General features: G+C 69.5%; 23 protein-coding genes. 13 read left to right on the top strand and 10 right to left on the bottom strand.

Annotated elements, in window-relative coordinates:
• The first annotated feature begins 20 nt into the window (after nt 1-20).
• Nucleotides 21-590 carry a YbhB/YbcL family Raf kinase inhibitor-like protein gene (locus tag ACWAT3_RS04205; protein ID WP_460796128.1) on the top strand — a complete coding sequence of 190 codons (570 nt, stop codon included), beginning with the start codon at nt 21-23 and terminating at the stop codon, nt 588-590.
• A 15-nt stretch (nt 591-605) separates the two neighbouring features.
• On the opposite strand, the gene ACWAT3_RS04200 is transcribed toward ACWAT3_RS04205, so the two are convergent.
• Genes ACWAT3_RS04200 through ACWAT3_RS04175 form a run of 6 tightly spaced genes read right to left on the bottom strand, consistent with a single transcriptional unit; the run spans nt 606 to nt 5,672 of the window.
• Complete coding sequence (locus tag ACWAT3_RS04200) at nt 606-1,463, bottom strand: MurR/RpiR family transcriptional regulator (protein WP_460796126.1); 858 nt, start codon at nt 1,461-1,463, stop codon at nt 606-608.
• Complete coding sequence (phnE, locus tag ACWAT3_RS04195) at nt 1,444-2,316, bottom strand: phosphonate ABC transporter, permease protein PhnE (RefSeq protein ID WP_460796124.1); 873 nt, start codon at nt 2,314-2,316, stop codon at nt 1,444-1,446. Before phnE (ACWAT3_RS04195) ends, ACWAT3_RS04200 begins: the two co-directional genes overlap by 20 nt.
• Complete coding sequence (gene phnE, locus ACWAT3_RS04190; protein WP_460796123.1) at nt 2,313-3,122, bottom strand: phosphonate ABC transporter, permease protein PhnE; 810 nt, start codon at nt 3,120-3,122, stop codon at nt 2,313-2,315. The genes phnE (ACWAT3_RS04195) and phnE (ACWAT3_RS04190) overlap by 4 nt, the downstream gene beginning before the upstream one ends.
• Nucleotides 3,119-3,943: a phosphonate ABC transporter ATP-binding protein gene (phnC, locus tag ACWAT3_RS04185; protein ID WP_460796121.1), complete on the bottom strand. Its 825-nt coding sequence runs from the start codon at nt 3,941-3,943 to the stop codon at nt 3,119-3,121. Before phnC ends, phnE (ACWAT3_RS04190) begins: the two co-directional genes overlap by 4 nt.
• Nucleotides 3,944-3,958: 15 nt before the next feature.
• Entirely contained in the window at nt 3,959-4,969 is a 1,011-nt protein-coding gene (phnD, locus tag ACWAT3_RS04180) for a phosphate/phosphite/phosphonate ABC transporter substrate-binding protein (protein ID WP_460796120.1), read from the bottom strand.
• Nucleotides 4,962-5,672, bottom strand: a complete 711-nt coding sequence (locus ACWAT3_RS04175; RefSeq protein WP_460796119.1) for an HAD family hydrolase — start codon at nt 5,670-5,672, stop codon at nt 4,962-4,964. Before ACWAT3_RS04175 ends, phnD begins: the two co-directional genes overlap by 8 nt.
• Before the next feature lie 130 nt (nt 5,673-5,802).
• On the opposite strand from ACWAT3_RS04175, the gene ACWAT3_RS04170 reads away from it, so the two are divergent.
• The 3 genes from ACWAT3_RS04170 to ACWAT3_RS04160 all read left to right on the top strand — a co-directional run bounded on the left by ACWAT3_RS04170 (nt 5,803) and on the right by ACWAT3_RS04160 (nt 8,394).
• Nucleotides 5,803-6,435, top strand: coding sequence for an amino acid deaminase (locus ACWAT3_RS04170; RefSeq protein ID WP_460796117.1), 633 nt, complete (start codon nt 5,803-5,805; stop codon nt 6,433-6,435).
• Nucleotides 6,436-6,742: 307 nt separating this feature from the next.
• Complete coding sequence (locus ACWAT3_RS04165; RefSeq protein WP_460796116.1) at nt 6,743-7,588, top strand: exodeoxyribonuclease III; 846 nt, start codon at nt 6,743-6,745, stop codon at nt 7,586-7,588.
• Nucleotides 7,585-8,394, top strand: coding sequence for a Cof-type HAD-IIB family hydrolase (locus tag ACWAT3_RS04160; RefSeq protein ID WP_460796114.1), 810 nt, complete (start codon nt 7,585-7,587; stop codon nt 8,392-8,394). Before ACWAT3_RS04165 ends, ACWAT3_RS04160 begins: the two co-directional genes overlap by 4 nt.
• 10 nt (nt 8,395-8,404) lie before the next feature.
• Here the strand turns inward: ACWAT3_RS04160 and ACWAT3_RS04155 are convergent, their stop codons facing one another.
• Genes ACWAT3_RS04155 through ACWAT3_RS04145 form a run of 3 tightly spaced genes read right to left on the bottom strand, consistent with a single transcriptional unit; the run spans nt 8,405 to nt 10,172 of the window.
• The gene (locus tag ACWAT3_RS04155; protein WP_460796112.1) at nt 8,405-9,034 is read right to left on the bottom strand and encodes a dihydrofolate reductase family protein; all 630 of its coding nucleotides are present in this window, start codon (nt 9,032-9,034) and stop codon (nt 8,405-8,407) included.
• On the bottom strand, nt 9,031-9,726 hold the full coding sequence (locus tag ACWAT3_RS04150) for a winged helix-turn-helix transcriptional regulator (protein ID WP_460796110.1): 696 nt from the start codon (nt 9,724-9,726) through the stop codon (nt 9,031-9,033). The genes ACWAT3_RS04155 and ACWAT3_RS04150 overlap by 4 nt, the downstream gene beginning before the upstream one ends.
• Nucleotides 9,726-10,172 (bottom strand): VOC family protein, encoded by a 447-nt coding sequence (locus ACWAT3_RS04145; RefSeq protein ID WP_460796109.1) that lies wholly within the window; start codon nt 10,170-10,172, stop codon nt 9,726-9,728. Before ACWAT3_RS04145 ends, ACWAT3_RS04150 begins: the two co-directional genes overlap by 1 nt.
• A 158-nt stretch (nt 10,173-10,330) precedes the next feature.
• Here ACWAT3_RS04145 and ACWAT3_RS04140 point away from each other — a divergent pair, with 158 nt between their 5' ends.
• From ACWAT3_RS04140 to ACWAT3_RS04100, 9 genes are all read left to right on the top strand, one after another.
• Nucleotides 10,331-11,587, top strand: a complete 1,257-nt coding sequence (locus ACWAT3_RS04140) for a sensor histidine kinase (protein WP_460796108.1) — start codon at nt 10,331-10,333, stop codon at nt 11,585-11,587.
• Nucleotides 11,584-12,237: a response regulator gene (locus tag ACWAT3_RS04135; protein ID WP_460796106.1), complete on the top strand. Its 654-nt coding sequence runs from the start codon at nt 11,584-11,586 to the stop codon at nt 12,235-12,237. The genes ACWAT3_RS04140 and ACWAT3_RS04135 overlap by 4 nt, the downstream gene beginning before the upstream one ends.
• A gap of 72 nt (nt 12,238-12,309) precedes the next feature.
• Nucleotides 12,310-12,588 carry an AbrB/MazE/SpoVT family DNA-binding domain-containing protein gene (locus ACWAT3_RS04130; protein ID WP_460796105.1) on the top strand — a complete coding sequence of 93 codons (279 nt, stop codon included), beginning with the start codon at nt 12,310-12,312 and terminating at the stop codon, nt 12,586-12,588.
• A complete protein-coding gene (locus ACWAT3_RS04125; RefSeq protein ID WP_460796104.1) occupies nt 12,585-12,998 on the top strand; it encodes a PIN domain-containing protein in 414 nt (137 codons plus the stop codon). Before ACWAT3_RS04130 ends, ACWAT3_RS04125 begins: the two co-directional genes overlap by 4 nt.
• 27 nt (nt 12,999-13,025) lie before the next feature.
• Nucleotides 13,026-14,198, top strand: a complete 1,173-nt coding sequence (locus ACWAT3_RS04120; RefSeq protein ID WP_460796103.1) for a benzoate/H(+) symporter BenE family transporter — start codon at nt 13,026-13,028, stop codon at nt 14,196-14,198.
• A gap of 75 nt (nt 14,199-14,273) precedes the next feature.
• Nucleotides 14,274-15,203 carry an ABC transporter ATP-binding protein gene (locus ACWAT3_RS04115; protein WP_460796102.1) on the top strand — a complete coding sequence of 310 codons (930 nt, stop codon included), beginning with the start codon at nt 14,274-14,276 and terminating at the stop codon, nt 15,201-15,203.
• The gene (locus tag ACWAT3_RS04110; RefSeq protein ID WP_460796100.1) at nt 15,203-16,300 is read left to right on the top strand and encodes an ABC transporter permease; all 1,098 of its coding nucleotides are present in this window, start codon (nt 15,203-15,205) and stop codon (nt 16,298-16,300) included. The genes ACWAT3_RS04115 and ACWAT3_RS04110 overlap by 1 nt, the downstream gene beginning before the upstream one ends.
• Nucleotides 16,301-16,370: 70 nt before the next feature.
• Complete coding sequence (locus ACWAT3_RS04105) at nt 16,371-16,778, top strand: Pr6Pr family membrane protein (protein WP_460796099.1); 408 nt, start codon at nt 16,371-16,373, stop codon at nt 16,776-16,778.
• Between the two features lie 117 nt (nt 16,779-16,895).
• Entirely contained in the window at nt 16,896-17,483 is a 588-nt protein-coding gene (locus tag ACWAT3_RS04100) for a nitroreductase family protein (RefSeq protein WP_460796097.1), read from the top strand.
• On the opposite strand, the gene ACWAT3_RS04095 is transcribed toward ACWAT3_RS04100, so the two are convergent.
• Nucleotides 17,473-18,105 carry a TetR/AcrR family transcriptional regulator gene (locus ACWAT3_RS04095; RefSeq protein ID WP_460796095.1) on the bottom strand — a complete coding sequence of 211 codons (633 nt, stop codon included), beginning with the start codon at nt 18,103-18,105 and terminating at the stop codon, nt 17,473-17,475. The genes ACWAT3_RS04100 and ACWAT3_RS04095 overlap by 11 nt on opposite strands.
• Nucleotides 18,106-18,121: the final 16 nt, after the last annotated feature.

Raw genomic sequence — 18,121 nt, 5'->3', positions numbered from 1 at the left:
GACGGCGCGCGTCGCCTATCGTGGCCGTGCACGCACAGGATGCCGGAGGTTCCATGTTCTCGTTCGACCCGTATGCCGAGCTCGCCGAACTGCGTCCGGTGGCGCCGCTGACGCTGAGCAGTCCGGATTTCGCCGCGGGCGCTCCGCTGCCATTGTTCGCCTGGTCGGCCGACCGCGGCGGCGAGGATCGCGCGCCGGCACTGGAGTGGTCGCAGCCGCCGGCAGGGACGCGCAGCTTCGCGATCAGCTGCTTCGACCCGGATGCTCCGACCGGCTCCGGCTTCTGGCACTGGGCCGCGTTCGACCTCCCGGCCGGCACGATGTCGCTCCCCGGCGGGGATGGCACAGCCGCCTCACTGCCCGGAGACGCGCGCGTGCTGCCGAACGAGCAGCGCACGGAGCGCTTCATCGGCGCAGCCCCGCCGATCGGGACGGGAGCGCACCGCTACTTCTTCGTCGTCGACGCCCTGGACGTCGATGCGCTGGACATCGAGCCGGGGTCGACGCCGGCGATCCTCGGCTTCAACCGGCACTTCCACACGCTCGCCCGCGGCGTGCTCGTCGGCACGGCGGACCCCGCCGAGCGCTGACCCGACGCGAGCGACCTACTCGGACAGCGAGTGGCCGAGCACCGAGAGCGTCGCTGCCTGAGCCGCGGTGGCGCTGTCTCCGCGGGTGCGCACGAGCAGCCCGACGACGGACTCGGTGACGAGCATCAGGGCGGCGCGCGAGGTGTGCAGCAGCTCGTCGCGGAAGGAGTCGTTGATCGGCGCGACGACGAGCGCGACGTCGGCGAGCTCGGCGACGGGCGAGCGGGGGAACGACGTGATCGCCAGCACCCGGGCGCCGCTCGCCCTCGCGGCGGTCATGACGTCGATCGACGCCTTGTTCACGCCCGAGCCCGAGACGACCAGGCAGGCCGACCCCGCACCGAGCTGCGAGGCCGTGATCTGCTGACCGAGCGTGTCGGCGACGTACTCCGCCGGCCGCCCGGCCGAGGTCAGCCGCATCGACAGATCCGCACCGATCGGCGCCGACAGTCCGTTGGCGGCGACGAGCAGTCGCGTCGCGGTGTCGAGTTCGGCGACGAACGCCGACAGGCCGTCCTCCGTCACCGCCGAGACCGTGTGGGCGAGACGCGACGCGAACCGGTCGACGGCGCCGCGCAGGGCCCCCAGCATCGTGGCATCCGTGCTCTCCTGCGACGGAGCGGTCGTGGCCCGCTCGCGTGCGAGCGCGACCCTCAGCTGCGGATACCCGTCGTAGCCGAGCGTCTGTGCCGTGCGGATCACGGTCGCCCTGCCCACCCCGACGGAATCCGCGATCTCCTGGGCCGTGCGCTCGATCGAGACGTCCACGTCCGCGGCGATCGCCTCGGCGACGCGGCGCTCGCTGGGCTGCATCGACGGGGCGAGCATCGCGATGCGCGCCGTGGGCGGTGCGTCAGCGGGTCCTTGCCACATCGGTGCGCTCCTTCTTCGTCGGGGCGGAGGCGCTGACACGTGGACCCCGCATGATGCGCCTGCGGATCGCGCCGGAGACGGCATCCATGAGCATGGTCGCGAGGACGACCACGATGAGCAGCATCCCGACCGTATCCCACTCGCGGAAGTTCGTGTAGTTCGCGAGCATGCTGCCGATGCCGCCGGCGCCGACGAGCCCGAGGACCGCCGAGGTGCGGATGTTGATCTCGAAGCGGTAGAGCGCGAACGACAGCAGCGTGGGTGCCGCGGCCGGCCACAGCGCCCAGCGCGTGACCTCGGCCGTACTGCCTCCCGCGGCACGGACGGCTTCGGAGGCTCCCTCCTGCACGGACTCGACCGTCTCGTACACCCACTTGGCCTGCGTGCCGATGCCGGCGATCGCCAGCGCCAGCGCACCGGTGAACGGAGTGAGTCCGGTGACGGTGAGCAGCAGCAGGGCGATGATCACCTCGGGAACGGCGCGGATCACCGCGAACACGCCGCGCAGCGGCAGGCGCAGCCAGACCGGCCCGACGTTGCGCGCGGCGAGCATGCCGAGCGGGATCGACACGATGACGCATCCGATCGCACCGATCCAGGCCATCGAGATCGAGCGCCAGGTCTCGAACAGCGCCTGCGGGAGCATCTCCCCGTTCGGGTCGGCGAACATGAGCACGAGATATTGCCAGATCTGTGCAGGCAGCGCACCCAGGTCGTTCCACGGGATCGGCAGGCCGGCTGCGGCGGCCAGCACGACGCCGCCGACGGCGACGGCGATGATCGTCGGGACCAGGCGGGACGGATGCCCCGGCAGGTCGAGCCCGATACCGCGCGCAGTGGTGGCGAGGCTCATACCAGTCGCCTCCTCAGGAAGTTCGAGAAGATCTCGATGAGCACGACGACGACGAGGATCTCGAGCACGATCACCGCGACATCGTCATAGGCGTAGAAGGCCCGGCGCTCGTCGAGCAGTCGCCCGATGCCGCCGGCGCCGACGATTCCGAGGATCGCGGAGATGCGCACATTGAGCTCGAGCGTGTAGAGCCACTGATTCGCGAACAGCGGCCAGGTCTGCGGCAGAACGCCGCGCCGGTTGATCTGCGCCTGCGAGCCGCCCGCAGCGCGGCCGGCCTCGATGACGGGCAGATCCGTGGAGTCGATCGCCTCGGAGACGAGCTTGACGATGATCCCGATGTCGAAGAGGAACAGCGTGATGAGGCCGGGGAGGGCTCCGACGCCGACCATCGCCACGAGAACCGTCGCGTAGACGAGGTCGGGGACCGAACGGATGACGTTGATGACCGTCCGCACCGCGATGCGCGTCGGCGTGTTCGGGTTGGTCGGCGTCGCTGCCCACAGGGTGAGCGGGACGGAGATCACGGCGGCGAGCGCCGCTCCCACGACGGCCATCTGCAGCGTCTCGAGCATCGGCCCGATGGTCCGGGGCACGAACGAGAAGTCCGGCTGCAGGAACTGCGCTAGCAGATCCTTGCCGTTGCTCCAGTTGCGGATGAGCGCGCCGAAGTCCAGGTCGATGCCGCCGATCGCCGGGATGCAGGTGGCGACCGTGAAGGCGGCGAACGCCAGCGCGACGAGCGTGGTGCGCACCCGCGAGGTCGGCTTGGGCGGGATGGCGAGTGGCCGGGGTTCGCTCATCATGCGCCGAGCACATCCCTCGGCTGGATCGGCCGTCCGTAGATCTGCTCGAAGTCGTGATCGGTCGCCGCCGCAGCCGGGCCGTCGTAGACGACCTCGCCGGCCCGCAGCCCGATCATCCGGGTCGTGTACTGGCGGGCGAGATCCATCAAGTGGATGTTGACGAGCACCGTCAGGTGCTCCTCGACGTTGACCCGTCGCAGGTCGTGCATGACGGCGTGGGCGGTCGGCGGATCGAGGCTCGCGACCGGCTCGTCCGCCAGCATCACGCTCGGCTGCTGGGTGAGCGCCCTGGCGATCGCGACGCGCTGCTTCTGACCGCCGGAGAGCTGTCCGGCGCGGCTCCACACCTTCTCCAGCATCCCGACGGAGTCCAGGGCGCGCAGCGCGAGTTCGCGATCCTGCGCCGTGGTCAGCCCGAGCAGGGTCCGCCAGGTGGGCGTCTGCGCGAACCGGCCGACGAGCACGTTGCGGTACACGTTCGCCCGATCCGCGAGGTTGAACCCCTGGAAGATCATGCCGATATGGCCGCGCATCTCGCGCAGGCGGTGCCCGCGCATGCCGGTCACCGTGTGCGGGCCGACTCTCACGGTCCCGCTGGTCGCGGGCACGAGGCCGTTGATCGTGCGGATGAGCGTCGACTTCCCCGAGCCGGAGAGGCCGACGACCGAGACCATCTCACCGGCGGCGATATCGAGCGAAACCCCGTTGAGGGCCCTGGTGCCATTGGGGTAGGTGACCGAGACGTCGTCGAGACGGATCGACCACGACGCGGAGGCCGGGATCAGGGCCCCGGCCTCCGCGCGCTGTGGATCAGTGTGCATGTTCTCTGTTCAGGATCAGTTGGAGAATTCGGCGAGGATCTCGCCGTAGCGGGTGATCTCGTCCTCGGCGGTCTCGCTCGTCCAGTCGGACAGGCCGACGAGGTCGAACATCACGGATGCCGCCTCCTCGGAGGAGTCCGCATAGCCGTCGAGCAGCTCGGTCAGCTCGGCGACGAGGTCGTCCGGGAGGGTCGACGTCACCGCGACTCCCCCGTTGGGGATCATCTCGGTGTAGGCGAAGGCGACGACCTTCTCGGCGATGTCCGGCGCCTCCTCGGTCACGGTCGTGCGGGCGTCCCAGTAGGCGAAGGCGACCTCGGCGTCGCCGTTGTACACGGCGAGGACGGCGTTGTTGTTGCCTTCGACGGGCACCTGCGTGATGCCGGCATCCGTGTCGACGCCCTGCTCGCGCATCGCGACGACGGGGTACTGGTAGCCGGCGGGCGAGGTCGCGGCCTGCAGTGCGACCTTCGTGCCGTCCGTGATCTCCCCCAGTGCCTCGATGCCGGCGGGGCCGGACCCGGTGGCATCGGCTGCTGCCTCTTCGATGCCGTTGCAGTACGACAGCTCGACTCCGCTGGCCGCGTACGTCGACAGGACGGGCTCGTCCTCGCAGTACTTTTCGGGGTTGTTCGTGTAGGCCACGGACGCGTAGGAGGTCGCGCCGAAGCGCACGTCGCGCAGGATCAGCTCGGCGTCGTAGCGCTCTGTGGCGTTGTACAGGGAGCCGGCGTCGGTGATGATGACCTGCGCCTGGTCGGTGCCGAGCGCTTCGACGGTCGCGGCGTAGTCGGAGGCGACGACGCCCTTCACCTCGATGTCGAGGTTGTCCGAGAGGTAGGTGGTGAGCGGGTCGAGTGCCTGAGCGAGGTCCTCGCCCTCGACCGAAGGGACCAGCGACAGAGTGATGGAGGACGGCCACTCGGTCGTTTCGTCCGCCGACCCGTCGGCGGAGCTGCTGCTGCAGCCGGCGAGGGTCAGAACGGCGACTGCGGCGATGCCCGTGGTGAGCAGGGACTTACGCATTCGAATCGTGCCTTTCGGTGAGGGTGGTGCTGCGAGTGGTACTGGATGCCGCGGCTGCGGCCCAGGCTTCGATGTCGCCGTAGAGGTCGGCGATGGTGCGCGCGCGCATGGTCACGGCCGCCGACGAGCGCTCGGCCGTCGCTCCCACGAGCGCCGTGGAGGCACCCAGTTCGGATGCCGGCGCGAGATCGAACTCGAAGATGTCGCCGACGGAGAGGACGGGCCCTTCGGCGACCGCCGCGCGGATGATCGGCACGAGCCCTGCCGGCTTGCCGACGGTGAAGTGCAGGTCGTCGAACAGGTCGGTGACGCCCCATCCGTCGAGGACGGGACGGATGCCGGCGCCTGGCGCGTTGGTCGCGAGGACGACGCGGACGCTCCCGTGGATGCGGTTCAGGAACTCGGCGAGCCCTTCCGGCGGCGCCACCGCGGCGTGCTCCGATCCGAGCAGCGCGCGCGAGGACTGGTAGGCGGCCTCCAGCACCTCAGCGCTCACGCCCTGGGCCGCCGCGAGCGTGCTGATGACGTCGTAGCCGTCGCGCGCGTCTGCCTCTCCGCGCTCGAAAGCGACGAGGTCGGTCAGCGCGCGGTCGGTGAAGGCGGCGTCATCGACCGCTGTCGCGACGGCGCGGGCGAAGGCCTCGAGGGGACCTGCGCCCAGCGCGATGGTGCCGTCGAAATCGAGGACGAGGGTGGCAGTCACAGTTCTCCTGATCGGATGGGGACGATGCGTCCATAGTTGCATTCGCGTTTGGACATTTCGACCATTCTGCGTGAACAGCACGTGAATTCCGCGTCCGGCAGGGTCACCGGAGCCCGTTACGCTCGTCGTCGTGATCGATCGAATGGATGCCGCGGTCGCCGCGCTCGAGCCCGCGGATGTGCTTGCGATGTTCGACTGGCTCGGTGCGGCCATCGACGCGGATGCCGAGGCGGACCGCTTCGCGCGCTGGGGCCGGTCCACGATCGTCGACGAGAACGTCGGCGCCCCGGTCCTGCCCCGATCGATGTTCGACGCCCTGCACGCTCGCGCCGGGCTGGACTCGTCGTGGCCGGTCGGCAATGCCGGCCTGCTGCACGTCTACGGCTACCTGCTCTCGAGGACCCCCACGCCCTACGGTCTGAAGCGCGCTCGCTGGCTCGACGGCGAGCTCGCCGTCGCGTGCGGACTCTCCTCGGACGCGTTCGTGCCGTGGGTCGGCGAGCGCACCCTGCTCGACCGCGTCACCGAAGCCGCCGAGACAGTGATCGACACCACCACGATTCGCCGCCAGCCCCTCGTCCCCACGGATGCCGTCGTCGCGATCGCCGACCGCCACCCCGCACCATCTGCCCTCGCCTACGCCCTCGATCTCCGCGAGCACGATCGCCTTCTGATCACGATGTTTCCCGTTTCCGACCCCGCCCCGCTTCTCGCCGAGCTCGACTCCGCGCCCCCGCGCCTCCGCTGGAACGCCGTCGTCTGACCGCCGCTCCCCCCTCCCCACTCATTCCCCCCTCCCGTCCATCCCCGCCCCTGGCGCACCGCGTCCCCGTCCCCCACCCCCGGTCCGCGTCCGCGTCCTCGTCCCGGACAGGGCGGAGGGATGCTCCGTGCGCGAGCATCGGGAGGGACCCGCGAAGCGGGAGGGACCCTCGGCGAGCGCACGGAGCATCCCGCAGCCCGCCCTCCACCCCGCGATGCCGAAGGCGAGCCCCCGAGCCCCCGCGATGCCGAAGGCGAGCCCCCCGAGCCCCCGCACGACTGTCCGCCCCGCCCCGTAGGCTGGACCCATGCGCTTGGCCACCTGGAACATCAACTCCATCCGCACGCGCGTGACCCGCGCCGTCGAGTTCGCGGTCCGCGAGGACATCGACGTCCTGGCCTTCCAGGAGATCAAGTGCAAGCCGGAGCAGTTCCCCTACGCGCCGTTCGAAGAGGCCGGGTATCACGTCGAGGTCCACGGATTCAATCAGTGGAACGGCGTGGCCATCGCCAGCCGTCTGCCGATCACCGACGTGCGGACCTCGTTCGACGGGATGCCGGGCTTCGCCAAGGGCCACGAGGGTCCGGATGCGCCGCTGGAGGCCAGGGCACTGGGTGTAATGGTCGACGGCGTGCGGGTGTGGAGCCTGTACGTCCCCAACGGCCGCAGCCTGGACGACCCGCACTACGCGTACAAGCTGCACTGGCTCGAGCAGCTGAAGAACGCGACGGCGGCCGAGCTCGCCGCGAATCCGGATCTTCCGCTGGCACTGGTCGGCGACTTCAACATCATCCCGTTCGATGCCGACAACGGCGATCCGGCCATCGTCGAGGGCGTCTCGACCCATGTGTCGCCGCCCGAACGCGATGCCTTCTTCGCGCTCGCGGATGCCGGCGTCACCGACGTCGTCCGCCCGCTCGTCCCCGAGGGCTACACCTACTGGGACTACCAGCGCCTGAAGTTCCCGCGCAACGAGGGCATCCGCATCGACTTCATCCTCGGTTCCCGTGCACTGGCGGATGCCGTGACCGGCGCATCCATCCATCGCGAAGAACGCAAGGGCGAGCAGCCCAGCGACCACGTTCCCGTGGTCGTCGATCTCGCGTTCGGCGCTGTCGAGGAGGACGACGACCTCCCGATGATCTTCGCGTGATCCGCCTCATCGCGACCGATCTCGACGGCACGCTGCTGAACGACGACAGCACTGTGTCGCCCCGCACTCGCAAGGCTCTGGATGCGGCGCGCTCGGCCGGCATCCGCGTGGTGCCGGTGACCGCGCGCCAGCCGATCGGGCTGCAGCAGGTGGCGGCCGGTGCGGGCTTCGACGACTGGGCGCTGTGCGGCAATGGCGCCTACGGCGTGCACCTGTCCACCGGCGAGCACCTGTTCGCCGAGGAGATCCCTGCCGCCGTGCAGCGAGAGCTCGCCGAGGCGCTGGGCCGGGTGATCCCCGATCTCTTCTTCGCGAGTGTGCGCGACGTCGGCGCGACCTTCGTCGCACAGCACGGCTACGCCGAGCTCGCCGCGTTCAGCGATCACAAGCGCGACCCGGCGACGATGGGCGGCGTGCCTCAGGCCGAGGTGCTGGCTGCGCCGAGCCTCAAGCTCGTGATCCGGCATCCGTCCGTGCCGATCCCGGAGATCTTCGCCGCCCTCCAGGCGCTCGGCCTCACGGGCTTCGAGGCAACCCTGTCCGGCGCCCCGTTCGTCGAGGTGATGGCCGAGGGCGTGACGAAGGCGACGGGCCTCGCCCAGTTGTGCACGCATCTGGGCATCGACCGTACCGAGGTCATCGCCTTCGGTGATGCGCTCAACGACCTCGAGATGCTGCACTGGGCCGGACGCGGCATCGCGATGCCCGGAGCGGATGCCGCGGTGCAGGCCGCCGCGGATGAGATCGCGCCGGCGTCGAACGACGAGGACGGCGTCGCCCTCGTCATCGAGCGCCTGCTGGGCTGAACCCCTTGCGTCAGTCCCCCATCGTGCCGGTCTCGACCTCGCCTGGCGCCGGCGCGTAGCGCAGCAGCAGCGTGCCGCCGTCGCCGCTCGTCGCGCTGAGCAGCGTCATGTTCGCCGGCACGGCCCCCTCGGGGAACACCTTCTTGCCCCGTCCGAGCACGATCGGGTACACCCACAGTTGCAGCTCGTCGTACAGCTTCTCGGCGAGGAGCGTCTGAGCGAGGTCGATGCTGCCGATCACGTGCACATCGCGGTGCCGTGCGCGCAATTCGGCGATCTCGGTGGCCAGGTCCGCCCCCACGCGGGAACTTCCCTGCCAGTCCAGGCGGATATCGGCATCCCGCGAGGCGACGTACTTCGGCACCCGATCGAACAGCTGCCCGATCCACCCCTCCTCGCCGGTGGTGTGCTGCGGCCAGTACCCGGCGAAGATGTCGTAGGTCCGGCGGCCGAGCAGCAGGGCGTCGAGCGTCTCCATGCCCTCGGTGACGCTGCGGCCGACGGCTTCGCTCGGCAACGGCGCCTGCCATCCGCCGAACGGGAAGGCGCCGGATTCGTCCTCGTCCGGACCTCCTGGCGCCTGTGCGACGCCGTCCAGGGTGGTGAAGAGGTCGATGATGATGCGTCCATCCGTGCTCATGTCATGCTCCCTTGCGTGATCAGCGGTGCGATGCGGAAGGTCGACGCGAAGGCGTCCAGTGCGCTCTCGTCGCCGCGCACCACCGCGACGAGATCCTGCGCGATCGCCTCTGCCGGAGTCACCTGTCCGGCGATCAGGCGTCGGATGCCGGGGCCGGCGACGATCACGGCATCCGGTTCTCCGTCGGGAAGCCGGCCGCCGACGGGCGGCGCCGGCGGGGCGAGCTGCGTGACGACCAGCTCGCCGCCGGTCACGACCACCCTCAGCACGATGTCGCCGAGGTGCAGCTCGATGTCGACATCCGTCGCGCGCTCGGGCTGGAACGAGGTCCGCAGTGCCATCGTGAGCGAGTCAGGGGTGACGACGTCGCCGGGCTCCGGGTCGTGCATCGCCTGGAACCCCCAGCGCCCGAGTGCGAGGAGGATCGGCTCGAGCGAGCGCCCGTACGGCGTCAGCTCGTAGACCAACCCGCAGTTCATCAGCGGAACACGGCGCACGACGCCGCCCTCCTGCAGATCCTTGAGCCGCGTGGAGAGGATGTTGGTCGGGATCCGGGGCAGGCCCTGCTTGAGATCGGTGTACCGGCGAGGGCCCACGAGCAGATCGCGGACGATGAGCAGGGCCCAGCGCTCCCCGATCAGCTCGACCGCCGTCGTGATGCCGCAGTACTGCCCGTAGCTCCGGGCGGCCATCAGGCCGTCTCGGCGCCCTGCTCCGCGAGGAACGTCTCGGGCCCCTGCTCCGCGGCAGCCGGATCCATGTAGAGGAACTCGAGCACATTGCCGTCCGGGTCCTCGAGGTCGCGCGAGTACATGAAGCCGTAGTCCTTCGCCTCGACCGGCTCTGTCCCGCCGGCAGCCAGCCCGGCGGCGACGATCCCGTCAACGTCCTCGCGAGAGTCGCGGCTGAGGGCGACGAGCACCTGCGCCGAACTCGTCGCATCGACGACCTGCTTCTCGGTGAACGTGCCGAAGTACTCGCGCGTGAGCACCATGAAGAACACATCGTCGCTCCACACGATGCAGGCGGCGTTCTCGTCGGTGAAGAGCGGATTGATGTCGCAGCCGAGGGCCGTGTAGAACGCCTTGCTGCGCTCGAGGTCGGCGGTGGGCAGGTTGACGAAGATCTTCGTGGACATGCGGACTCCTTTGTCGGTTCCCGTACCGGCTCGAACCAGGTTGGCGAGCCTGTCGAACCGAGCTTGCAAAAAACAACCGCGCTCGTCAATAGCAAGTGAGGAACGAATCCGTCGCAGGGCGGATGCCGCGGCATCCGCTTTTCCGTAGCGTGGTGCCCATGCTCGCACCGACTCGTCCGCTCACGCCGCAGCAGCGCAGAGCGGATCTCATCCTGACGGCCGTCGTCTTCGTCTCCGGCGTCATCAGCGCCGCGCTCTCGTCGATCTCGGAGATCTACGGCGACGAGCAGGCACCCCTCGGCTCCGCGATCGCGTACCTCGTCGTGATCGCCGCCCCGCTCGCAGTGCGGCGCGTCTGGCCCGCACAGGTCGCGATCATCGTCTCGATCGCCTACTTCGTCGCCGTGACGTTCCGGATTCCCGAGCTGTACGCGGGCAACATCGCGATGTTCATCGCGCTCTACACGGTCGGCGCATGGATGACCAACCGGCGGGCCGCGCTCATCGTGCGCTCGGCGATCATCGCCGGCATGTTCATCTGGCTCATCATCACGATGTACCGCGACGCGATCGACACCGCGCGGGAGGAGGAGATCATCGCCGGCGCGATGTCGCCATACATCGCCTTCATGCTGCTGCAGCTGCTCCTGAACGTGCTGTACTTCGCCGGCGCCTACTACTTCGGCGAGCGGGCGTGGCACTCGGCGCAGCAGCGGGCGGCGCTCGAGCAGCGCACCGCTGACCTCGAGCGGGAGCGCGAGGTGACCGCGGCACAGGCGGTGGCGCTCGATCGCGTGCGCATCGCCCGCGAGCTGCACGATGTCGTCGCTCATCACGTCTCGGTGATGGGCGTGCAGGCCGGAGCCGCACGCGTGGTGATCGACGCCGATCCTGCCGAGGCGAAGCGCCTGCTGTCGGGGATCGAGGGCTCGGCGCGCGACGCGATCGGCGAACTGCGGAATCTGCTCGAGACGCTGCGCTCCTCGGACGAGGATGCCGCGGACACCGCCTCGACGCTCGGCCTGGACGACATCCCCGAGCTGGTCGCAGCCACGACCGAGGCCGGCATCCCGACCACCTACGAGGTCGTCGGCGACCCGCGGCCCGTGCCGCCGATGATCGCCGTGAACCTGTACCGGATCGCCCAGGAGTCGCTCACGAACGCGCGCCGTCATGCCGGCTCGGGCGTCACCGCCGACGTCCGGCTGCGCTACCTGGATACCGCGGTCGAGCTCGAGGTCGTCAACACCGGCCGCCGCGTGCTCACCGCCAGGGCCGGTCTCGGCCAGCTCGGCATGCGCGAACGCGCCGCCGCATCCGGCGGGACGATCGAATCCGGCCCGAGGGAACGCGGCGGCTGGCGCGTGCGCGTCGCCGTGCCGCTGGCGGCCTCACTCGCCGGAGCAGCCGCATGAGCGGCGCGATCCGCGTCCTCCTCGTGGACGACCACGCCATGCTGCGCGCCGGCTTCCGCACGATCCTCGACACCCAGCCCGACATCACCGTGGTGGGCGAGGCGTCGACGGGCGCGGAGGCGGTGACCGCGGCATCCGCTCTGGATCCGGACGTCATCTGCATGGACGTGCAGATGCCGGACATGGACGGCATCGAGGCGACCAGGCGCATCGTGGCCGCGCCGGACTCGCACGCCGCGATCGCGATCGTCACGACGTTCGATCGCGACGACTATCTCTTCTCGGCTCTGGATGCCGGGGCGAGCGGGTTCCTGCTGAAGAACGCCGGGCCCGAGGATCTCGTCGCCGCGGTGCGCGCCTTGGCCGCGGGCGACGGGATGCTGGCGCCGGAGGTGACCAGGCGGGTGCTGCAGCGGTTCGGGCGCGAGGACTCAGCAGCCCCCGCCCTCGTCCCCGCGGAGCCCTTCACCGACCGGGAAGCCGAGGTCCTCGCCCTGATGGCGGAGGCCATGAGCAACGCCGAGATCGGTGCGCAGCTGTTCATCGGCGAGGCGACCGTGAAGACGCACGTCTCGCGCATCCTGCAGAAGCTCGGGGCCCGGGACCGTGTGCAGGCGGTCGTGCTCGCCCTGCGGGGCGGACTCGCGTAAGGAGCGCTGCGAATCTCCTTACCCTTGACCGTTCTGCCGGCGGAGGAAGACAATGAAAGGAGGAGGTGCGCCATGTCCGCCACGGCGACGATGACCAGCAAGGGTCAGATCACGATTCCCAAGGAGATCCGCGAGAGCCTCGGGCTCACCACGGGATCACGGGTGATGTTCGTCACGCTGCCGAAGGGCCAGGCAGCCATGGTTCCCAGAACGGGAACGATCGAAGCGCTGTTCGGGATGCTGCACTATCCCGGCATCCCGACCATGAGCATCGACGAGATCAACGAGGCGATTGCGGAGGGCGGCGCCGCGAGCGGTCTGCGCGGTCTCCACCCCGAGGACGATGCGTGATCCCCGGCGCACCTGAGCTCGTCGCGCTCGACACGAACGTCATCCTGCGCGCAGTTCTGGCGGACGACGCAACACAGAGCCCGGCTGCACAGAATCTGCTCGCGAGTCTGTCGCCGCGGCGGCGGGGCTTCATCACCACGATCACGATGGCCGAGATCGTATGGGTTCTGTCTCGACGCCCCGACTTCTCGCGCACGGCCGCACTCGGCGTCGTACGTCGGCTGATCGAGGCCGAAGTCCTGGAGTTCGATGACGCCGAGGGCGTGGTGCGCGCTCTGAACCTGGCAGAGGACGGCGCGGACTTCGCCGACGCGCTGATCAGCGGAGCCGGACAGCAGTTCGGTGTCACCGAGACCGTGACGTTCGACCGCCGGGCGGCGGACCGACTGGGCTGGCGCCTTCTCGAGTAGGTCGTCGCCCGCGATAGCCTCGCATGCATGACCGGAACCGCCGTATCGATCTCGCGCCCGATCACGGCGGGCATCGTCACGGCACTCGTCGGGTTCACGAGCTCGTTCGCCGTCGTCCTCACCGGGCTCAGCGCTGTCGGGGCATCCTCCGCACAGGCCGCCAGCGGTCTGCTCGCCCTCAGCCTGACGATGGGGATCGCCTGCGTCGTGCTCGCCTGGCGATATCGGATGCCGATCACCTCCGCCTGGTCGACCCCCGGCGCCGCGCTGCTCGCCGCCACGGGTGCGGTCGAGGGCGGATGGCCGGCCGCGGTCGGCGCATTCCTCGTCGTCGCGGCGCTCATCATCGTCGCCGGACTCTGGCCCGGGTTCGGGCGGCTGATCGCGCGGATCCCGGCATCCATCGCGCAGGCCATGCTCGCCGGCGTCCTGCTGCCGCTGTGTCTCGCCCCCATCACCGGGATCGCCGAGAATCCGTGGGGCGTGCTGCCGGTCGTGCTCACCTGGCTCGTGTTCGCCCGGCTCGCACCGCGCTGGGCCGTGCCGCTCGCGTTCGTCGCGGCCGCCGTCGTCGTCGCGATCGACCTGTTCCGCACCGGCGCGGGTGTGGACGCCGCCCTGCTCATCCCGCGCCTCGAGTTCACCGCTCCGACGTTCACGATCGGGGCGCTGGTCGGCATCGCGCTGCCGCTGTTCGTCGTGACGATGGCGTCGCAGAATGTGCCGGGCGTCGCGATCATGCGCAGCTACGGATACGACGTCCCGTGGCGTCCGGCGATGTTCGTCACGGGTGTCGGCACCGCCGTCGGGGCGACAGCAGGCGGCCACGCCATCAACCTCGCCGCGATCAGTGCGGCACTGGCCGCTGCGCCCGAGGCCGATCCGAACCCCGCTCGGCGCTGGATCGCCGGGGTCTCGACCGGGGTGTCGTATCTCGTGCTCGGCGGTTTCGCATCGGCGTTCGTCGCCCTCGTGCTGCTGGCGCCGGCCGCCGTGATCCCCGCGGTCGCCGGACTCGCTCTGTTCGCCGCGTTCGGCTCGGCCGTGCAGCAGGCGGTCGCCGAACCGGCCGAGCGCATGCCTGCCGTTGTCACCTTCCTCATCGCCGCCTCCGGTCTGTCGCTCGGCGGGATCAGCGCGGCGTTCTGGGCACTGATCGCCGGGCTGATCGTGCGCGCGGTACTGACCGTGCGCCGCTGAGCTCCGCCCGACAGGGGAGGCGTTATCCGCCGCAGGGGGGATGCCGCGGCATCCGCTTGTTCCTAGCGTGGAAGCATGAGCACAGGAACCCTGCAGCTGACAGGAATCACCAAGAGCTACGGCGAGCGCCGCGTGCTCGACGACATCACCTTTCCGGTGGCCAGCGGCCACCTGACGGGCTTCGTCGGCGGGAACGGCGCAGGCAAGACGACCACGATGCGGATCGTACTGGGTCTGCTCGCCTCCGACGGCGGGTCCGTCACGCTCGGCGGTGCCCGCCTGACCCCGGAGATGCGTCGCAACTTCGGGTACATGCCCGAGGAGCGCGGTCTCTACCCCAAGATGAAGGTGCTCGAGCAGGTCGCGTACTTCGCCCGGCTGCACGGCTTCTCCAAGTCGGATGCCGTGGCTCGATCGACCGCGCTGCTCGAGGAGCTCGGGCTCGGCGAACGACTGAACGACAACATCGAGGCGCTGTCTCTCGGCAACCAGCAGCGCGCGCAGATCGCCGCATCGCTGGTGCACGACCCCGATGTGCTGATCCTCGACGAGCCGTTCTCGGGTCTCGACCCGCTCGCGGTGGACACGGTCGCCGGAGTGCTGCAGGAACGCGCGGCGCGCGGCGTCTCGGTGCTGTTCTCCTCGCATCAGCTCGACGTCGTCGAGCGGCTCTGCGACGATCTCGTGATCATCGCGGGCGGCACCATCCGGGCATCCGGGCCGCGCGACGAACTGCGCCGCCGGTACTCGTCGCCCCGTTGGGAGCTCGAGACCACCGGGGATGCCGGATGGCTGCGCAACGAACCGGGAGTCACGGTCATCGACTTCGACGGCGGCAGCGCCGTGTTCGACGTCGACGCACCCGAGACCGCGCAGCGCGTTCTGCGCCGCGCTCTCGACGGCGGCGACGTCGGCCGCTTCGCCCCCCAGCAGCCCACGCTCGCGCAGATCTTCAAGGAAGTCATCCTGCCCGCGCCCGCTCACGAACTCGAGGAGGTCCGCTGATGTCTCTCGCCCCACACCCCACTCTCTCGCCCACCCAGGGCATCTGGCTGGTCGCCGAACGCGAGCTGTCGACGCGTCTGCGCAGCAAGGCGTTCCTCATCTCCACCGGCATCCTGCTGCTGGTCGCCCTCGCCGGCGTGATCTGGATGGGGATCGCATCGAACACGACGAGCTCGACCCCGATCGCCGCGACGAGCGAGGCAGCCGCCCTGCTGCCCGAGGGCGACGCGTTCGAGGTCACCGAGGTCGCCGACCGGGATGCCGCGGCCGCGCTGGTCGAATCCGGCGACGTGGATGCCGCGATCATCGCCGACTCGAGCGCAGCGACCGGCGTCGTCATCATCGCGAACCAGTCGCCGCCGGATTCCCTGGTGAGCGTCTTCTCGATCGCGCCGACGGTCGAGCTGCTCGACCCGAACGCGCCCACCTTCGGCATGCGGTACATCCTCGGCATGGTCTTCGGGCTCGTGTTCATGATGGCGGCGCTGAGCTTCGGCTCCCCCATCGCGACGAGCGTCGTGGAGGAGAAGCAGACGAGGATCATCGAGATCCTGCTGTCGGCTATTCCGGCACGCGTGCTGCTGGCCGGGAAGGTGATCGGCAACACGCTGCTCGCGATCACTCAGATTCTGCTGCTCGTCGTCGTCGCCGCCATCGGCCTGATCGTGACCGGACAGACCGAGATACTCCAGGGCATCGGGGCGCCGCTGATCTGGTTCGCGGTGTTCTTCCTGTTCGGGTTCGTGCTGATCGCGACGATGTTCGCGGCGGCGGGGTCGCTCGTGTCCCGACAGGAGGACGTCGGATCGGTCTACACGCCGATGATGATCCTCGTGATGGCGCCGTTCTACCTCGTGCTGTTCCTCGGCGAGAACCCGACCGTCATGACGATCCTGTCGTACGTGCCGTTCTCGGCACCCGTCGCGATGCCGATCCGACTGTTCTTCGGAGAGGCCGCCTGGTGGGAGCCGCTCGTCGCCCTCGCGCTGCTCGTCGCGACGTGCGCGCTGGTCGTGCTGCTGTCCGCAAAGATCTACGAGAACTCGCTGCTCAAGATGGGAGCGCGGGTCAAGCTGAGCGAGGCGTTGCGCGCCTGAACCGCAGCGGTACGGCCCACTACTGTGGGCCGTACCGCTGCTGATCTTCCGGACGATCCGAGATCTCCGGGTGGACGGGACGCGGGGCGCATCGACGCCGTCCGCCCGCTTCAGCGGGGCGGTGATGGAGGCGATCACCGTCACCATGCTGGTGTACCTCTTCGTGCTCGTCCCCACGACGTTCGCCCAGCCGGGCGCCTACGAGCCGTTCACCCTCACGGATAACCTGATCCACATCATCACGCCGTGCCTGCTGATGGCCGACTGGCTGCTCTTCGTGCGCAAGGGCGCGTTCCGCTGGTTCGATCCGCTGCTGTGGACGCTCATCCCCTATGCGTATCTCGTGGACGTGGACGCGCTTGGCGTGGGCGGAGTCGCTCTCTGGATCGGGGGTCTCACGATCGCCCTCGTGACGGTCGGGTACATCTATTGCGCGCTGGATCGGATTCTGAGCCGGATGACGCGCCGCCGCCCCTGACCACGGGCGCGTGTTGCGTTCCATGACCGCGGGAATTCACATTCAGCTGAATGCGTTTAGCCTGAGACAGGCGCGGACGACGGAGTCGGCACACCACCCGACTCCGAAAGGTCACGCATGTCCACTCCTGTCCTCACCCGCACCGCAGACACGAACGCCCCCGTCCTCGACGTGCTCGCCGAGCGTTGGAGCCCGCGTGCCTTCGACGACTCCACGCCGATCGACGAAGGCAAGCTCGCGTCGGCGCTCGAGGCCGCGCGCTGGACCCCGTCCGCGAACAACACACAGCCGTGGCGCTTCATCGTGGCCCGTCGCGGGTCCGAGCTGCACGCGCAGATCCACGCGGGGCTCGTGGGCTTCAACCAGATCTGGGCGGGCAACGCCGCGGTCCTGATCGTCGCCCTCGCCGAGACGACGAACACCGAGGGCAACACCCTGAGCCACGCGCTGTACGACCTGGGCCAGGCCGTCGCACACCTCTCGGTGCAGGCGCACGCCGACGGTCTCGTCGTGCACCAGATGAGCGGCTTCGAGCGCGAGGCGCTGCAGCAGCTCCCCGGCGTCGAGGCGCGCTTCGAGCCGACGACCGTGATCGCCCTCGGCGAGTTCGGCGACGTCGAGTCGCTTCCCGAGGTGCTCCAGGAGCGCGAGGTCGCTCCACGCGTTCGGCGCTCGCTCGACGAGACCGTGCTCGTCAGCGCCTGAGGCCGTCGAGGGCGACGCGCAGCACGTCATCTGCGAGCTCCGCGGCGCCCTCAGGACCGGTCGGCCGGTACCACTCCACGATCGAGTTGACCATGCCGAACAGCAGGCGCGTGGCGAGTGACGCGTCGACATCGTCGCGGACGCTGCCCTCCTCCTGCGCGGCCCTGACCAGCGCGGTCACCTCGCGGTCGAACACCCGTCGCCGCTCGAGCGCGCGCCGCTCGACGTCACTGTTGCCTCGGACGCGCAGCAGCAGTGTGACGTAGGGCAGCTTCTCGACGAGCACGCCGACCGCGCCGCGCAGCACGTACTCGAGCTTCGCCCGCGCGGTCGCGCCCTGCGCCGACGCGAGGACGCCCTCGAGCCCGCCGAGCGCTTCCTCCAGAGCCACTTCGAGCAGCTGCTCCTTGGATGCGTAGTGGTGGTAGAGCGCCGACTTCGACAGGCCTAGCCGCTCGGCGAGCGACGCGACGGACGTGGCGTCGTATCCGTGCGCGATGAACTCCTGCACGGCGACGTCGAGGACCTGCCCCTGGTCATAACCGGGGCGCCCGCGGCGCGCTGGAGTGTCGGACACGGATCCAGTCTGGCACCGATTGCTCCCAGCCCTTCTCCCTGACATACTGAATTCCTGACCG

This window comes from Microbacterium sp. GXF0217, from assembly GCF_054798195.1.
Note: the sequence above shows the minus strand (reverse complement) of the source record. Positions and strands in the feature narration are given on the sequence as shown.

Coding starts and splice junctions, on each gene's coding strand:
- ACWAT3_RS04200 (WP_460796126.1), bottom strand. CDS start 1,463: ATGTGGCAAGGACCCGCTGACGCACCGCCCACGGCGCGCATCGCGATG.
- phnE (WP_460796124.1), bottom strand. CDS start 2,316: ATGAGCCTCGCCACCACTGCGCGCGGTATCGGGCTCGACCTGCCGGGG.
- phnE (WP_460796123.1), bottom strand. CDS start 3,122: ATGATGAGCGAACCCCGGCCACTCGCCATCCCGCCCAAGCCGACCTCG.
- phnC (WP_460796121.1), bottom strand. CDS start 3,943: ATGCACACTGATCCACAGCGCGCGGAGGCCGGGGCCCTGATCCCGGCC.
- phnD (WP_460796120.1), bottom strand. CDS start 4,969: ATGCGTAAGTCCCTGCTCACCACGGGCATCGCCGCAGTCGCCGTTCTG.
- ACWAT3_RS04165 (WP_460796116.1), top strand. CDS start 6,743: ATGCGCTTGGCCACCTGGAACATCAACTCCATCCGCACGCGCGTGACC.
- ACWAT3_RS04155 (WP_460796112.1), bottom strand. CDS start 9,034: ATGAGCACGGATGGACGCATCATCATCGACCTCTTCACCACCCTGGAC.
- ACWAT3_RS04150 (WP_460796110.1), bottom strand. CDS start 9,726: ATGGCCGCCCGGAGCTACGGGCAGTACTGCGGCATCACGACGGCGGTC.
- ACWAT3_RS04145 (WP_460796109.1), bottom strand. CDS start 10,172: ATGTCCACGAAGATCTTCGTCAACCTGCCCACCGCCGACCTCGAGCGC.
- ACWAT3_RS04140 (WP_460796108.1), top strand. CDS start 10,331: ATGCTCGCACCGACTCGTCCGCTCACGCCGCAGCAGCGCAGAGCGGAT.
- ACWAT3_RS04135 (WP_460796106.1), top strand. CDS start 11,584: ATGAGCGGCGCGATCCGCGTCCTCCTCGTGGACGACCACGCCATGCTG.
- ACWAT3_RS04130 (WP_460796105.1), top strand. CDS start 12,310: ATGTCCGCCACGGCGACGATGACCAGCAAGGGTCAGATCACGATTCCC.
- ACWAT3_RS04120 (WP_460796103.1), top strand. CDS start 13,026: ATGACCGGAACCGCCGTATCGATCTCGCGCCCGATCACGGCGGGCATC.
- ACWAT3_RS04115 (WP_460796102.1), top strand. CDS start 14,274: ATGAGCACAGGAACCCTGCAGCTGACAGGAATCACCAAGAGCTACGGC.
- ACWAT3_RS04110 (WP_460796100.1), top strand. CDS start 15,203: ATGTCTCTCGCCCCACACCCCACTCTCTCGCCCACCCAGGGCATCTGG.
- ACWAT3_RS04100 (WP_460796097.1), top strand. CDS start 16,896: ATGTCCACTCCTGTCCTCACCCGCACCGCAGACACGAACGCCCCCGTC.
- ACWAT3_RS04095 (WP_460796095.1), bottom strand. CDS start 18,105: ATGTCAGGGAGAAGGGCTGGGAGCAATCGGTGCCAGACTGGATCCGTG.